This window comes from Citrobacter sp. 172116965 (assembly GCF_013458095.1).
In the GTDB taxonomy this organism is placed as follows: domain Bacteria; phylum Pseudomonadota; class Gammaproteobacteria; order Enterobacterales; family Enterobacteriaceae; genus Citrobacter; species Citrobacter braakii.
On sequence record NZ_CP046673.1, the window covers coordinates 2,140,993 to 2,154,570 of the forward strand.

The 13,578-nt window shown below is 50.1% G+C and carries 15 protein-coding genes; 9 read left to right on the forward strand and 6 right to left on the reverse strand.

Annotation, left to right across the window (positions count from 1 at the left end; genetic code table 11):
* Positions 1 to 58: 58 nt before the first annotated feature.
* From GPJ68_RS10240 to GPJ68_RS10265, 6 genes are read left to right on the forward strand one after another with little or no spacing between them, the layout of a single operon-like run.
* The gene (locus tag GPJ68_RS10240) at positions 59 to 655 is read left to right on the forward strand and encodes a Gp138 family membrane-puncturing spike protein (RefSeq protein ID WP_180837319.1); all 597 of its coding nucleotides are present in this window, start codon (positions 59 to 61) and stop codon (positions 653 to 655) included.
* Complete coding sequence (locus GPJ68_RS10245; RefSeq protein ID WP_180837320.1) at positions 652 to 1,032, forward strand: hypothetical protein; 381 nt, start codon at positions 652 to 654, stop codon at positions 1,030 to 1,032. The genes GPJ68_RS10240 and GPJ68_RS10245 overlap by 4 nt, the downstream gene beginning before the upstream one ends.
* Positions 1,016 to 2,197 carry a baseplate J/gp47 family protein gene (locus tag GPJ68_RS10250; RefSeq protein WP_180837321.1) on the forward strand — a complete coding sequence of 394 codons (1,182 nt, stop codon included), beginning with the start codon at positions 1,016 to 1,018 and terminating at the stop codon, positions 2,195 to 2,197. Before GPJ68_RS10245 ends, GPJ68_RS10250 begins: the two co-directional genes overlap by 17 nt.
* Positions 2,194 to 2,916 (forward strand): DUF2612 domain-containing protein, encoded by a 723-nt coding sequence (locus GPJ68_RS10255; RefSeq protein WP_180837322.1) that lies wholly within the window; start codon positions 2,194 to 2,196, stop codon positions 2,914 to 2,916. The genes GPJ68_RS10250 and GPJ68_RS10255 overlap by 4 nt, the downstream gene beginning before the upstream one ends.
* Positions 2,909 to 3,670: a carbohydrate-binding protein gene (locus GPJ68_RS10260; RefSeq protein ID WP_180837324.1), complete on the forward strand. Its 762-nt coding sequence runs from the start codon at positions 2,909 to 2,911 to the stop codon at positions 3,668 to 3,670. Before GPJ68_RS10255 ends, GPJ68_RS10260 begins: the two co-directional genes overlap by 8 nt.
* Before the next feature lie 12 nt (positions 3,671 to 3,682).
* Positions 3,683 to 4,102: a tail fiber assembly protein gene (locus GPJ68_RS10265; protein WP_180837326.1), complete on the forward strand. Its 420-nt coding sequence runs from the start codon at positions 3,683 to 3,685 to the stop codon at positions 4,100 to 4,102.
* Here GPJ68_RS10265 and GPJ68_RS10270 read toward each other — a convergent pair.
* Positions 4,099 to 4,275, reverse strand: coding sequence for a hypothetical protein (locus tag GPJ68_RS10270; protein ID WP_180837329.1), 177 nt, complete (start codon positions 4,273 to 4,275; stop codon positions 4,099 to 4,101). The two genes, GPJ68_RS10265 and GPJ68_RS10270, sit on opposite strands and share 4 nt — an antisense overlap.
* Before the next feature lie 1,032 nt (positions 4,276 to 5,307).
* Between GPJ68_RS10270 and GPJ68_RS10275 the strand changes: the two genes are divergently transcribed.
* Together GPJ68_RS10275 and pphA are read left to right on the forward strand one after the other, a co-directional pair.
* Positions 5,308 to 6,138 carry a GIY-YIG nuclease family protein gene (locus GPJ68_RS10275; protein WP_180837331.1) on the forward strand — a complete coding sequence of 277 codons (831 nt, stop codon included), beginning with the start codon at positions 5,308 to 5,310 and terminating at the stop codon, positions 6,136 to 6,138.
* Positions 6,139 to 6,228: 90 nt separating this feature from the next.
* Positions 6,229 to 6,870: a protein-serine/threonine phosphatase gene (gene pphA, locus GPJ68_RS10280; protein WP_104652109.1), complete on the forward strand. Its 642-nt coding sequence runs from the start codon at positions 6,229 to 6,231 to the stop codon at positions 6,868 to 6,870.
* Here the strand turns inward: pphA and GPJ68_RS10285 are convergent, their stop codons facing one another.
* The 5 genes from GPJ68_RS10285 to yebS all read right to left on the reverse strand — a co-directional run bounded on the left by GPJ68_RS10285 (position 6,871) and on the right by yebS (position 12,892).
* Positions 6,871 to 7,062: a YebW family protein gene (locus GPJ68_RS10285; RefSeq protein WP_016152779.1), complete on the reverse strand. Its 192-nt coding sequence runs from the start codon at positions 7,060 to 7,062 to the stop codon at positions 6,871 to 6,873. It abuts the gene before it with no gap.
* 102 nt (positions 7,063 to 7,164) lie between these two features.
* The gene (locus tag GPJ68_RS10290; RefSeq protein ID WP_029139506.1) at positions 7,165 to 7,401 is read right to left on the reverse strand and encodes a YebV family protein; all 237 of its coding nucleotides are present in this window, start codon (positions 7,399 to 7,401) and stop codon (positions 7,165 to 7,167) included.
* Positions 7,402 to 7,501: 100 nt separating this feature from the next.
* Positions 7,502 to 8,923 carry a 16S rRNA (cytosine(1407)-C(5))-methyltransferase RsmF gene (gene rsmF / locus GPJ68_RS10295; RefSeq protein ID WP_255489663.1) on the reverse strand — a complete coding sequence of 474 codons (1,422 nt, stop codon included), beginning with the start codon at positions 8,921 to 8,923 and terminating at the stop codon, positions 7,502 to 7,504.
* Positions 8,924 to 9,006: 83 nt separating this feature from the next.
* Positions 9,007 to 11,640: a PqiB family protein gene (locus tag GPJ68_RS10300; RefSeq protein WP_019076590.1), complete on the reverse strand. Its 2,634-nt coding sequence runs from the start codon at positions 11,638 to 11,640 to the stop codon at positions 9,007 to 9,009.
* Complete coding sequence (gene yebS / locus GPJ68_RS10305) at positions 11,609 to 12,892, reverse strand: membrane integrity lipid transport subunit YebS (protein ID WP_016152782.1); 1,284 nt, start codon at positions 12,890 to 12,892, stop codon at positions 11,609 to 11,611. The genes GPJ68_RS10300 and yebS overlap by 32 nt, the downstream gene beginning before the upstream one ends.
* Before the next feature lie 128 nt (positions 12,893 to 13,020).
* On the opposite strand from yebS, the gene GPJ68_RS10310 reads away from it, so the two are divergent.
* Entirely contained in the window at positions 13,021 to 13,518 is a 498-nt protein-coding gene (locus GPJ68_RS10310; RefSeq protein WP_104652112.1) for a GAF domain-containing protein, read from the forward strand.
* Positions 13,519 to 13,578 lie beyond the last annotated feature (60 nt).

The following is a 13,578-nucleotide window of genomic DNA, read 5'->3' on the forward strand; positions in this document are numbered from 1 at the left end:
TCCAGACGCAACAGACACTAAACCTGCCTAATCGCAGGTTTTTTTATGGGCTTAATTTATGATCGAAGAACTTCACGACACTATCGACCTTGGCGTTGAGTTCGCCTTGGCCGATGTTCACACCATTGTTGTCGCAAAAATAACGGTTGTAAATGACAACACGATCAGTTGCGTCCCGGTTATCAACCGGGTTGTGAAAGGTGAAAGTAAGCCTTTACCAGAGTTTATCGAAGTCCCGCCCGTGATTTTACAGGGTGGGGGGAGCTATATCGCCGAGCCGATTAAAGCCGGTGATTACTGCCTGGTGTTGATTTCTGAGCGCTGCTATGACGCCTGGTATGCCGGTAGTGACTTTGTTTCACCACTTGAAATGCGTATGCATGACTACTCCGATGGTTTTGCATTATGTGGCGTTAATCCGCAAGCAACCGCAATTTCCATCCCGAAGCGCAACCGGATGATGAAAGGAGATACCGACCATGAAGGAGACCTGAATCTTACGGGCAACGTCTCCATAACAGGCAACCTGTCGGTGTCAGGGGATATCAACTGCGCAGGTAGGCTGACGGTTGCGGCGGCTACTATCTGCGGGATTGACTTCGGCACGCATAAACATAAAGGCGACAGTGGAGGCACTACAGGAGGCCCGCAGTGATTGTTTCAGCACTGGATAAAGATGACGACTGGGGATTTGGACGCGGGCGTGCAAATTATATTACCGGCGGCGCAGCTATTGCGCAAAAAGCCAAATGCCGGATCCGCTCGTTCAAAAACGATAATCCTCTCAACATGGATGACAACATCGACTGGCTTTACCTGTTATCAGAAAAAAACACCGAGCAGGAGATTCTGCGGGAGATAGAGCGTGTGACGCTGGCGACGGATGGGGTTATGCGCATTACCGCCCTGGCGATGGAGGTCAATAAGGCCACCCGGTCACAAAAAATCGAACTCAGCATTGAGACCGTCTATGACCAGCAGACGATCACCTTCCCGGTCAACGGAGAGTTGAAGAATGGCACTACAGTTTAGCGACAACGGCCTTGAGACAAACACTCTCCGGGAGTTATTTCAGGAACTGAGCGACGGATATAAGGGAATTTATGGTCAGGATATCGATTTGGACCAGGAATCTCCCGACGGTCAACGCGTGGCAATCGAAGCTCAGGCTCGGGCAGATATTGAAGCCGCGCTGCAATGGCTTTATTCCCAAATGGACCCCGATTTTAATACTGGTGATATGCAGCAGATTATTGCCAAACTTCACGGTCTTTTCATGCGCCCCGGCTCCCGGTCTCAGCGTGACCTTAAAGTCACAACAGACAGGCCGGTGCTTCTCTATAGCGGGTACAAGATACGGGACCAGGCAAATCAGGTCTGGGCTATCCGACAGGACGTGACCGTTCCGGCGGGCGTCACAACAGCCACCTTTTTTGCTCAAAACTTTGGGAAAGTTACTGGGCTTGTGAACGACACCTTCACTCAACTCACACCAGAACTAGGGATTGTGAGCATTATCTCTGATTCTGCGGTTGTGGTCGGTCGGGATGAGGAAACGCCTGAAGAATTCAGGCAACGCCGGAACCGGTCGCTTGAGAACCCGGCAACAGGTAGCACTGGGGCGGCTTTCGCTAAAGTTGCTCAACTGACAGGTGTAATTGATCTGAATATCGGAGAGAACGACACAAAAATTGATAATCCGACAACGGGGATCCCGGCCAATTCAATATGGCTGGTCGTTGAGGGGGGAGCGATTTCAGAAATTGTGGAGGTGATGGTTAAACAGAAAGGCGGTGGAACGGGAACGAAAGGCAGCATAACCGGACGTTTTACCGAGACCCTGATTCGGCCTGACGGCACTTCATTTCTGATAGCCCATGAACTTCAGTTTGATCGGCCCATCTATAAGCCGCTTCATATCAGGATTAATGCCCGCCGGAAGATTCAAAGCGAACCGATAGATATCGATACTCTCAAAAAATCTCTTGCATCACGCACCATGCATATTGGTGAGTCTGTGGATGCCAATGAATTTTATGAGAATGGGTATGGGGTAGGACGGGTAAATTTTGTGCTGACCAATCTGCAAATTAGCAGTAATGGGGCAGATTACACCGATGCTGAGTTATCGCCAGGCTTTCAGGGAAAGTTCACGTTGAGTGTGGAAAATATAGACGTTAACGAGGTGGTCCAGTGAATGACGACATCATTAACCGCTACACGCTAATGCTCATCAAGCAATATTGGGAAAAGAAAAATGCAAGGTCAGAGATACAGGCCATGCTCAGGCACTGGCAAATCATCGCCGATTTTATTCGTAACCCAGATAACTTTGATCTCGACCGGGTTACCGGATACCGGCTTGATGTTATTGGCCGGATAGTCGGCCTTCCCCGCAGTGTGCCGGCTGTTATTGCACGTGTATTTTTCGGGTTTGAAGGACATCTGAATACCGCGGGCTTCGACAGTAAATCTAATGCCGCGTATGTCGGAGCACCTTTCTACAGCAAGTTTTCCCCGGCATATGGTGACTATCAACTGGCTGACAATGAGTATCGCAGGTTCCTTCGGGTCAAAATTGCGCGAAACGCCGCAGGTGCAACGATAGCGTCAGACGATCGGGTCAGCCTGCAGGATGTTATACAGACGGCTTTCAACGGCGAAGCTTACGTGACCGACAGAAAAGACATGACGCTTGCTTTGAACGTTTCGCCGCGGGTATCAGTTGAAGAGTTACGCCTGATTGTGAAGCTTGGCCTGCTGCCGAAACCTGCGGGCGTTCGATACGATTATTTTTATCAGGTGACTCCTGGTCTGACATTCGGTTTCTCGCGAAACCCTTCGACCAGAGGATTCGCCAGCAAGTTTAATACCGCCTACCAGGGCGGATTTTTTTCGAGGAAAATCCATGTCTAAGATTGCACGATATCAGGGAAATGTTCGGGCTTTTGCCTCTGATGCACAGGGAATGGAAAGAACCGTGTTTGGTGGAACAAATCAGGCGGATGACCTGACCTCGCAGATCACGGCATCTTTCCTTCGCGGATGGGGCATTGTTGGCGCTTCCGAACACCCCTCGCTTGAGGACTTCAATGCGGCAATGTATGCAATGAGTCAGTTCATTGCGTATCAGCACCAAATGGGGGTTCCAGAGTGGCATGCACGGCAGGAATACCATATCGGTTCGATCTGTACACATAACGGTGAATCTTATCAGTCCTTACAAAATGCAAATATTGGTAGCCAGCCGCCATCAGCAAAATGGACTCCTGTATTAACGTCAAAAAACGGTCTCGCAAACCTTGGTCTGGGAGAATTGGCTCTGGCAGGGACAATGACAGGCGTTTTTGATACCAATGGCTACCTGAAAGTCCCAGCTATCATTGGAGGTGTTAAGAAGACACTCATCATTCAATGGGGACAGGGAAATAACACACCATCAGCCACATCTCAGACCTCATACCCTATTCCATTCCCGGAAAAGGTTTTTCAGGTAATCCCGATTGGCTTTCAGGTTGCTGGAAACCAGCAATCATACGTAACGCTTAACAGCACAACTCCATTAGATAAATTTACCTGGAACGGCTTCTTCGCATCAGGAGGAACAGCTCCATCATTAAGTTCGCGAGCTGGGCAGGTTAGCTGTCGCTATATCGTTATTGGCTGGTAAGGAGGCACTAAAATGTACCAGTATTCACCATCTACAAATTCGTTTTATCCGGATGATTTGCTTTCTGCATATGAAAATGCAGGGACTCTGCCCAATGATTTAGCACCCGTTTCTGAGGATGTATTTCGTGAGTTCACCGCCACGCCTGAACCAGGCAAAATGAGAGTTGCAGGTAGTGACGGCCTGCCTGCATGGGGTGATACCCCGCCGCCCACCCATGAAGAATTGATCGCCATTGCCGAGCAGGTACGCCAGCAACTACTGACCCAGGCTGACGCGGTAATGCTCGACTGGCGAACGGAACTGATGCTGGGTGAAATCAGCGACACCAACAGAGCGAAACTGTCGGCATGGCTGGCTTATAAAACCGATGTGAAGGCGGTTGATGTGACAACCGCCCCCGATATCAAATGGCCTGAACTGTCCGTTTAGTTTGCCATTCCCCACGTGGGTAGCCCATTGCTACCCACAACACGCTTCATTCCCTCCGGTGGTACACCTAAAAACTCCAGAGCCATATCGTCATCGACGGGCTTAATATCATCAGGCAAAACGCCATTTGCACGGTATGCGTCGAGTAACACTGTCGGGTAAAATTGATTCATTGACGCGCTATAAAAGTAAATATTCATTATCACCACCCCTTCGCATACCAGTTACATGTCAAATTCGCCGGATTGACGTTATTACCCTCTGCGGTTGCGCAGCCAACTCTGAATTTTGAGTTACTGACAGGGAATGCCTGTGAAATCTCAGCATATGACGTGTCATTCGGATCTGAGCTAATCAAAACGAACACACAACGGTTCGGGAACGGGATGACGAAATCCCCATCGCCGTTTCCATAATTACCGCGCCCCCACTGCTCCAGAAATCCGTCTGGAGTCAACCGCCACCCGTAATCCGCTTTCAGCGATGTCCATTTGCTCATGTCCGGGATTTGTCCCGATCCGGTACCCACATCCTTTTTCGCCGCTGTTCCCAAACCAACCTTTGATGGAATGGGCGCGTGCAGTCATATTGGTTGCATTAGCTCTGCCACCTGATTTTTCACATTACAGATAGCATGCGTAACGGCGTGCCGTAGAAATTTCTGTCCTGGAGTTTTGATCCCGAAGATTTCCCGACGGCGCCACGAAACCAATGGCAACTGATTGATCTTGAATGATTGCAATAGTAAGTATCAGGAGGTGTTTTTTAGTGGGTTTTTGGTGTTAACTTACTGAAGTATATGGGTTATTGAGGTTTGAATTGTAAACAGGAATCGTATTCGGTCTCTTTTTGTGTACTTTATAAACCAAAAGGTTAGAATGCACGGTGCCAAAACACACGAAATTCTTTGTGCGGCATTTTATGCCTGCTACAACAATCTAAACATTTTTGCCCCCATATCCAAGTACTTTTCTGTCATTTTTCACTTTGGTCTTGGACTCGGTGCTATCTGCATCCCTTTATGCAAATGTTCTCGTAACGTGGCAGATGGATATGATTTAAATGTTGTACTATTGAAAATGACAGTATATTAATTTTTTCATGGCCATGGGGATATCGGATAAAGTTAATTGGTAATAATCTAAGGATTATGATTTATTATGAACGGGTTATAGCGATAAAATTATTAAAGATGGAATGGATATATGAATGACTCAGATGGTTATGTTTATATTTTAAAGAATGATGCATATCAGGATAATCTTTTTAAGATAGGGTTTACAAAGAACATGCCTGAGCATCGGGCTAAGCAATTGTTTAATGGAGTGACCGGTGTTCCACTACCATTCGATGTTGTTATGGCATGTAAAGTAGGAAATTATCGGGAAGCAGAAAAGAATATTCATCTTCGCTTAAAACCTTATAGAGTAAACCATAGAAGAGAGTTTTTTGAACTACCAATAGAAATTTGCAGTAAGGTAGTTCTAGATGAATGTAATAAGATAAATGCACGACTTAATTTCAATTGTATTAATCCTATAATATTGGTGGAAAAGAAAGAGATCGCTATTGAAATTGAAAAGTATCATGAGTCTAACTTTTTGATATCTATGAAAGATATACTTATGCAAGAAAAATATAATTCTAAATTAAATAGCGAGCAAAAAGATAGAATCGAAATATTGATGCTTGTATTAGCTGAGGTGTTCCCTAACGATCTTGCGGGTTGGTATGATGGATTTATGAAAGACCATGATCCGGAAAAAGAAATACAAATTGGGGAATCGTTAGTTAAGGCTTTTTGTAAAGCCAGGCGTTATTATGAATTCAATGCATATAAACAAGAAGTTTTTAATAGCCTGCTTCTACGGACCATTAATGATAAATCTTTTGTCATGAAAGCTATGGCTTCATCGGAGGTTCCTCATGACTTACTTTCAAGAATACTTGACTGTTACGATTTAAAGCCAACACCACTTGTCGTTATTACAGCGAATGGGATTAAAATGGATGCCCGATTACATATCCATAAATAATTATGTCTCGGATATAAATAGAAACGTCCCCGCCTTTCTGATGTATTTGCTAAAATTAAAGTTGCATGAGAACTATGTACAGGAGATCAAATGGGACTACCTGACAATGCTTATCAAAGAGTGGAAGCGACGTGCTGGCGACATGTTTGGGTGGTCGGGGATATCCACGGTTGCTTCTCATTATTGATGGCGAAATTGCGCCTGTGTCATTTTGATCCGTGGCAGGACCTGCTGGTTTCAGTGGGGGATGTTATCGACCGCGGACCAGACAGTCTGCGTTGCCTGAAACTACTGCGTAAACGCTGGATTATCGCGGTCAGAGGGAATCATGAACAGATGGGGCTGGACGCGCTGGCAACCGGGGAGCAATTCCTGTGGTTTATGAATGGCGGTTCGTGGTTTGCGCAGGCGGAGCAGCCAGCGGCGACAACCGCTCTTGAAACGTGTCGGCAATTACCCTGGATTCTGGAGCTGCGTTGCCAGAACGGCATACACGTTATTGCTCACGCAGATTACCCTGATGATAATTATCAGTGGCAAAAAGAGGTCGATTTACAGCGGGTACTGTGGGATCGCACAAGGCTGATGAATAAAGGCAACGGCATTCGTGGCGCGGATCACTTTTGGTTTGGCCATACGCCTCTGCGTCAGCGGCTGGATCACGAGAATCTGCACTATATTGATACCGGTGCGGTGTTTGGCGGCGAGTTGACGCTGGTGCAACTGCAATAATCAAAAATCGCTGTATTCCTGGGCCGGACGCCAGAAGCTGTCGATGTAGTCATCCGCGGGTAAACATCCGCCGTTACGAATACGCTGATCGTCCATCGATATCAGGCACTGCTGCTCAGTTTTGTAGACATCAACAACGATATCTTCACAACCGCCACCCAGGTAGCACACAAAAAGAACCAGCGTGAACATTCCATCCTCAAATGGTAAAGCCATAGCTGTAGTGTAGAAGATGTTGATAGATGAGGGAAATTAACCAAGAAATAACCCGTCTGGCGACGGGTTCTTTTTGAATCAGGCAAGGCGCATGATCCAGGCATCTGACTTACGATCGTAGTGCTCGCGAAATAGAACTGAATGTTCTCCGTTAAGAAGGGCCGGGACGCTGGTGTCGGCATCCCAGGCATCAAGTTGCATGCATAAATCCGGATCGGATTTACACGGAATGGTTAACGTTCGGTCCCCTGGCGATTCGCCATGTAACTCGGCGTCGTCGATTTCAAAAGCGCCAATGCGCACACTGGTTTTCATCATCGTGCTCTCCGTTTATTTGCTGGTTGTGGTACGACCAGTTAGGCCGTCCATTTTTCAGCGTAGTCAACGTTAGCAAAAGCGCCAGTAAAAACGTGCGTTATCCTGTAAAGAGTTTGCCATCCCGGACAAGATCGCGCGGGTAGCTATTCTTTAATCGCGATCCAATACGTTTCGCCAGGCCAATAGGCTGATGCTGGAACGTAACCAGCACATCGTCTGTGGTCGGTGCGGTCTGCGGGTAGACATCTCGTCCGCGGTACCACTCTTCGGCTTCGGCAAGGGTCAGTTCAAACGCATGGCTGTGATTTGTGCTGGCGAGAGCAATGATGGCTTCATGCTGCCAGCGGTACCCTTTATTGTGCGTTTCAGCGAGTTTGATGCCGAGTCGGGAAAAGCGGACTTTGCCGATCAGGGTTTCAATCTCAGTTGGGAATAGCCAAATCTCTTTATCACGCTGCCACAGGCGCAGAGTGTCTTCCCACTGCAATCCACAGGCGTTAGCGGCCTGAGTGACAAGCGCGGATTCACGTCCTTTAAGCGGGCTGAACGGGAAGTTACCGACTTTGTATTTTGGCGTCGGTAGTGCAGGGATCGCGGTGATTTTGCGCAGACGCGCGACGAAAAAACCTTCACAATCGTAGATCTGCGGGAACACATGCAGGAATCCTTCCGGGGTCAGGGCGCGTTCAGCCTGCGGGAATAAATCGCCCAGTGGTAAAAACTCGACGGCGTCCGGGTAGGTCTCAATCAGCCACTGCATAATGTCTTCATTTTCGTCACGGTTCAGCGTGCAGGTCGAGTAAACCAACGTGCCGCCGGGACGCAAGGCATGAAAGGCGCTGTCGAGAAGTTCGCGCTGGGTTGCGGCAATTTCCAGATTACTTTCTGGCGACCAGTTTTTTAGCGCATCGGGATCTTTACGCACCACGCCTTCACCGGAACACGGGGCGTCCAGCAAAATGGCATCGAAGGCTTCTGGCAACGCTGCGCCAAATACCCGCCCGTCAAATTGGGTTAGCGCGACATTGGCTATCCCGCATCGGCTGATATTGGCATGCAGGACTTTGACGCGACTGGCGGAAAACTCATTCGCCAGAATCGCACCCTGATTTTTCATTTTTGCGGCAATTTGCGTGGTTTTGGAGCCGGGGGCTGCCGCGACATCCATCACGCGATCCGGGGTATTGCCATCGGCAAACAGCGCGGCTACCGGCAGCATTGAGCTGGCTTCCTGAATATAAAACAGGCCGCTTAAATGTTCCGCGGTACTGCCGAGCGGTACTGACTTTTCATCATCGCGTTCGATCCAGAAACCTTCAGCGCACCAGGGTATCGGAGTGAGCGACCAGTTGTAAGGTGCTGTCAGAGCGAGGAAGTCGGCAACGGAGATTTTCAGCGTATTGACGCGGATGCTGCGACGCAGCGGACGCTGGCAGGCAGCGAGAAAATCATCAAATGAGAGCGTGGAAGGCATTGCTTCACGCATTTGGTTTAGAAAGGCGTCGGGAAAATAAGCCACTTGGTACCACCGGCAAAAAAACAGGTGCGCAGTGTAGCATAAGTGCTCCGGCGCGAGTATGTACGCCGGAGCAAGGGGAGAGATTAACGTGGCAGGGCGGTTCCCCATTCACGCCACTCTTTTGGTTCGCTTTCGAGCAGCAGGAAGTGTTTACCTGCCTGCGCTTTCGGGGCCAACGGCGTACCCGGTGGCGTAGCGAAGGCGATTCCGCCGCGAATGAACTGATTGAAGGTACCGGTCTTCACGACGCCGCCGGTCAAACCAAAGTCGAGATTGTATCCGGATGCCAGCCAGAACACGGAGTTGTTCCGCACCAGATGCTGATAACGCTGGCTAATGCGCATCGCCACCATCACGCGGTCAGAAAGCGAGCCCAGCGTCAGCCCAGTGACGGTCCCCACTTCAATGCCTCTGAACAGGACTGGCGTACCGATATTCAGCGAACCTGCTTCCGGCGCTTCTACCACAATACTCAGACCATCGAGGTAACGAGAGTCGGTAATGGTGGCTTCCTGCAGTTCAAAATCACGGCGCGGGTTACCGCGTCCTGGTTCAACGTTAATATACGGCTGTAAGATCGTATCCAGATGCTCGACGCCTGCCGCTGAGATTTGCGGTGTGATCACGGAGAAGCGGGTACCGCTACGGGCAAAAGTCTGCACGTATTCCGGATACAGAACCGCTTTTGCCTGAACTTCGTTACGGGCGGTGATCAGCTCAAGCGTCTGGATCTGGCCGATATCGATCCCCAGGTAGCGAATTGGCATGCCGGCCGCGAGTTTACCGGCATCGAACGCGTGCAGGGTTATCTGCCCGCCCACCGCACGCGCGGCGGTTTCGGAAGCATACAGAATACGCTTGTCGCCTTTGCGTTGGCTGGCGCTGGCGCCGCTGAGGTTATCGAAGCTAATCGCCCCTTTGAGCGCTCGCGACAGGGGAGATGCCTGTACGGTCAATCCGCTACCATTAAGCTGAACCTTTGCCCCGCCTTCGGCCCAGAATACGCTGTTGCTGGTCAGCAGGTTGCGATATTCCGGTTTGATATGCAGATCGATATCAAACGCATCGGCGCGTGGGCGAACGCTAATCACTTCACCGACCTCGAATTTGCGGTATAACACCACCGAACCGGCCTGCACATCAGGCAGCGTTTCGGCGCTCAGGCTGAGCGTGGTAGTTGGCAGATCGCTCAGGCTGTTTTCAATCGCTTTTTCCAGGTTGGCATACAACGGGTAGCTTTTTTTCATTTCACCCTTGGTACCGGGCAAAATACGAATGCCGCCGCTGAGCCATTCGCTGGCGCTGGCGCCAAGGAATTCCACGCCATCAAGCCCGACCTTGACGTCAACCCGGCTGTTGACCACAAACTTACTGTCACCTTGCACCAGGGCGCGATGCTGTGGTTCGATGGCAACGGTAAATGAAACACCTTTGCCAGAGAGCGTGCGATCAATCACCTGACCGACCTGTACGCCGTGAAGAATCAGTGGCTGACCGGCATCAATACCGTAACTCTCCGGCGCGGTCAGCGTAAGCGTCATGACGCCCGGATCGTGTAACAACGACTTCTCAGCAGGAATAACCGCAAACTGGTTACGCGGCTCGCCCTCGCCAGGTACCAGCTCGAAAGTTTTGCCCGTCAGTAACGAACTGATATTGGCATCGTTTAACGATAATTTAGGGCTGTGTAATTCAATCCGCGTATTGTCGCGCAGCAGCGTTACGACGCTGGGATCGACCGTCATTTCGCCGGTCACTTTACCGCCAGGATTTAAATCCAGTTTGGTCAGTTGCCCGACTTCTAATCCTTGATACATCAGCGACGTTGAGCCAGCCTTGAGTCCATCGCCGCTGGGTAAATCAAGCTTGACGATCACTCCCCGCTGGCTGTGCGCGAGATCCTGATACAAACCAAACGTGTCATCGGCCACCGCGGGTTTAGAGTCTTCGGGCGAATCAAAAGCAATGGCGCCATTGACCAGCGCCGCCAGACTCTCCAGCTTGATCTTCGCTCCGCTGAGGCTGACATCCGCATTCACACCGGACACGTTCCAGAAACGGCTGCCTTTTTTCACCAGGTTGGTAAAGCGACGTTCGATCAGCACGTCGATGGTTACGCCCTGATGATTTGGGTTGATGGTGTAGTCATACACCCGGCCCACCGGAATCTTGCGGAAATAAACCAGCGAACCGCTATTGAGCGACCCGAGGTCAGGGGCGCGCAGGTGCAGCATCAAATCGCCATTATCCAGACGATATTTGGGCTGCGTATCGAGGGCGACGAAATGATCTTCCGGCTCGCCGGTTCCGGGCATCATGCCGATATAGTTGCCGCCAACCAACGCATCCAGGCCAGAAACCCCCGCCAGCGACGCTTTCGGCGTGACCAACCAGAACTGGGTATCTTTGCGCAGAGCATCTTTCATGGTCGATTTGATGCTGACGCGTACTTCAATTTTGCGTAGATCTTCGCTGAGGTTGATATCCTGCACGGTGCCCACTTCAACGCCCTGATAGCGAACGGGAGTACGGCCCGGCACAATGCCGTCAGCAGACATAAAGTCAATGGTTACGGTATTGCCGCGATCTTCATAGCTTCCCCAGATAAGCCATCCTGCAATCATCAGCGCGATGAAAGGCAGCAGCCAGAACGGAGAGATACGGCGTTTAGTTTTAATCTGCGCTTCAGTCTGCGAAGCGGGCGTTTCCTGACTCATGTGCATCCCAAAGTAAGCGGCTGTCCAGCCATTCCACAGCAAGAATAGTCAATATTACCGCTGCGCCGAAATAAAACGCAGCTGGCCCCATAGTAAAAGCAAGTATCTGATCGCGATTAATCAGCGACATGGTTAAAGCGATAACAAAGAGATCCAGCATCGACCAGCGACCAATCCAGGTCACCATACGCAGCAGTTTGATGCGGGTACGCAATCCTTGCTCACATCTAAAATGGATGCTGATGAGCAACGTAAACATCACAATCACTTTGGTGAATGGCACCAGAATACTGGCGATAAAAACAATCGCCGCCACGCCGACGTTGCTGTTCGCCAGGGACATTATGCCAGACAGGATCGTGTCTTCCTGGCGGCCGCCATTGACATAAATTACCGAGATGGGCAGCAGATTAGCAGGCAAAAGCAGGACGATCGAGGCCAGCAGAGCAGCCCAACACTTTTGGATACTTTGATTCCTGCGCCAGCGTAACGGGATATGACAGCGAGGGCAGCGACCTCGGGCGTCCGGATAACCTGTAAAGTGGCAGCCGAGGCAGACGCGAAGTTTTTCATCGGGCCGACGGGCTGGTCTTTGCGGGTAGAAACGGTCCCAAAGCTGCTCAACGTTAAGGTGCGACAGCGTCAAAACACTGAGGATCACCAGCGCAATAAAAGCAAACAGACCTACACCGGGTTGCAAAAAAGCATAGTCCTGAACTTTGATTGATGCGACGCCAATGCCCACCAGATAGATATCAAGCATCACCCACTCTTTGAGCCTTTCCAGCATCAGCAGCACTGGGCGCAGGTTCATCCCAAGAATATTGCCAAACCACAGATAAGCGATTGAGGTCACGAGAATGATGGGCGCACCGGCAACGCAAAAGAGTACGAAGGATGCGGTGAGTGGGTCGCCTTGTCGGGTCATTTGCCAGATGCCTTGCAGCACATTGGCGTCAATGCGCACACCTAATAAATAGATGTGCAGAAGCGGTTCTCCCCAGGCAAAGGGCATCAGCAGCAGCATGGTGAAAGCCATAGCCGCCAGTCGTGTTAATGACCAGTCGCGTCCGTCACGAATTTTTGCCTGGCAGCGTGGGCAAAATGCACTTTGGTGCGAACGCATTTTAGGCAAGCTAAAGATCAGGTCACATTCAGGGCAACGATGGTAATGCGCACGAGGGAGTGCATCACCAATGGACCTGATGGCTATTTTTTTAGTCGGCGTGATGCGTGGTGTCGTTAAGGCCATGTATCGCGAATCAAATTGTTGAAGTAATGTTATCTTAACTCATGACGGGAATGATCTTGAGCATTAACGCATTTAATGTTTATTTTAGTAGGCTGCAGCTTTAAGTAAGACAACTAAGTGATTACATAATGAACAAAACAGAGCTATACACGGATCTGAACCGTGACTTTCAGGCATTAATGGCAGGTGAAACCAGTTTTCTGGCAACGCTGGCAAATACCAGCGCGTTGTTGTTCGAACGTCTTGCAGAAGTGAACTGGGCCGGTTTTTATCTGCTCGAAAACGATATGCTGGTGCTGGGACCTTTCCAGGGAAAAATCGCCTGCGTGCGGATCCCGGTAGGACGCGGGGTGTGTGGGACCGCAGTAGCGCAGAACCAGGTTCAGCGCATTGAGGACGTTCATGCTTTTGACGGACACATCGCATGTGATGCCGCCAGCAACGCTGAAATCGTCCTGCCAATCACCGTCGAAAATCAGATAATCGGCGTGCTGGATATCGATAGCACGGCGTTTGGCCGCTTTACTGACGAGGATGAACAGGGGCTGCGAACGCTGGTGGCACAGCTTGAAACCGTGCTTGCAACGACGGATTACAAAAAATTCTTTGCGCGCGTCGCAGGATAATCAACGGATAACGTAGCAATTACTGATGACGTCATTATAATGTCGCCTGTTCATGCCTGC

Bases quoted from the DNA above. Each gene is read 5' to 3' on its own strand.
- GPJ68_RS10240 (WP_180837319.1), top strand. From the start codon at position 59: ATGATCGAAGAACTTCACGACACTATCGACCTTGGCGTTGAGTTCGCC.
- GPJ68_RS10250 (WP_180837321.1), top strand. From the start codon at position 1,016: ATGGCACTACAGTTTAGCGACAACGGCCTTGAGACAAACACTCTCCGG.
- GPJ68_RS10260 (WP_180837324.1), top strand. From the start codon at position 2,909: ATGTCTAAGATTGCACGATATCAGGGAAATGTTCGGGCTTTTGCCTCT.
- GPJ68_RS10265 (WP_180837326.1), top strand. From the start codon at position 3,683: ATGTACCAGTATTCACCATCTACAAATTCGTTTTATCCGGATGATTTG.
- GPJ68_RS10270 (WP_180837329.1), bottom strand. From the start codon at position 4,275: ATGAATCAATTTTACCCGACAGTGTTACTCGACGCATACCGTGCAAAT.
- GPJ68_RS10275 (WP_180837331.1), top strand. From the start codon at position 5,308: ATGAATGACTCAGATGGTTATGTTTATATTTTAAAGAATGATGCATAT.
- pphA (WP_104652109.1), top strand. From the start codon at position 6,229: ATGGGACTACCTGACAATGCTTATCAAAGAGTGGAAGCGACGTGCTGG.
- GPJ68_RS10285 (WP_016152779.1), bottom strand. From the start codon at position 7,062: ATGTTCACGCTGGTTCTTTTTGTGTGCTACCTGGGTGGCGGTTGTGAA.
- GPJ68_RS10290 (WP_029139506.1), bottom strand. From the start codon at position 7,401: ATGAAAACCAGTGTGCGCATTGGCGCTTTTGAAATCGACGACGCCGAG.
- GPJ68_RS10300 (WP_019076590.1), bottom strand. From the start codon at position 11,640: ATGAGTCAGGAAACGCCCGCTTCGCAGACTGAAGCGCAGATTAAAACT.
- yebS (WP_016152782.1), bottom strand. From the start codon at position 12,892: ATGGCCTTAACGACACCACGCATCACGCCGACTAAAAAAATAGCCATC.
- GPJ68_RS10310 (WP_104652112.1), top strand. From the start codon at position 13,021: ATGAACAAAACAGAGCTATACACGGATCTGAACCGTGACTTTCAGGCA.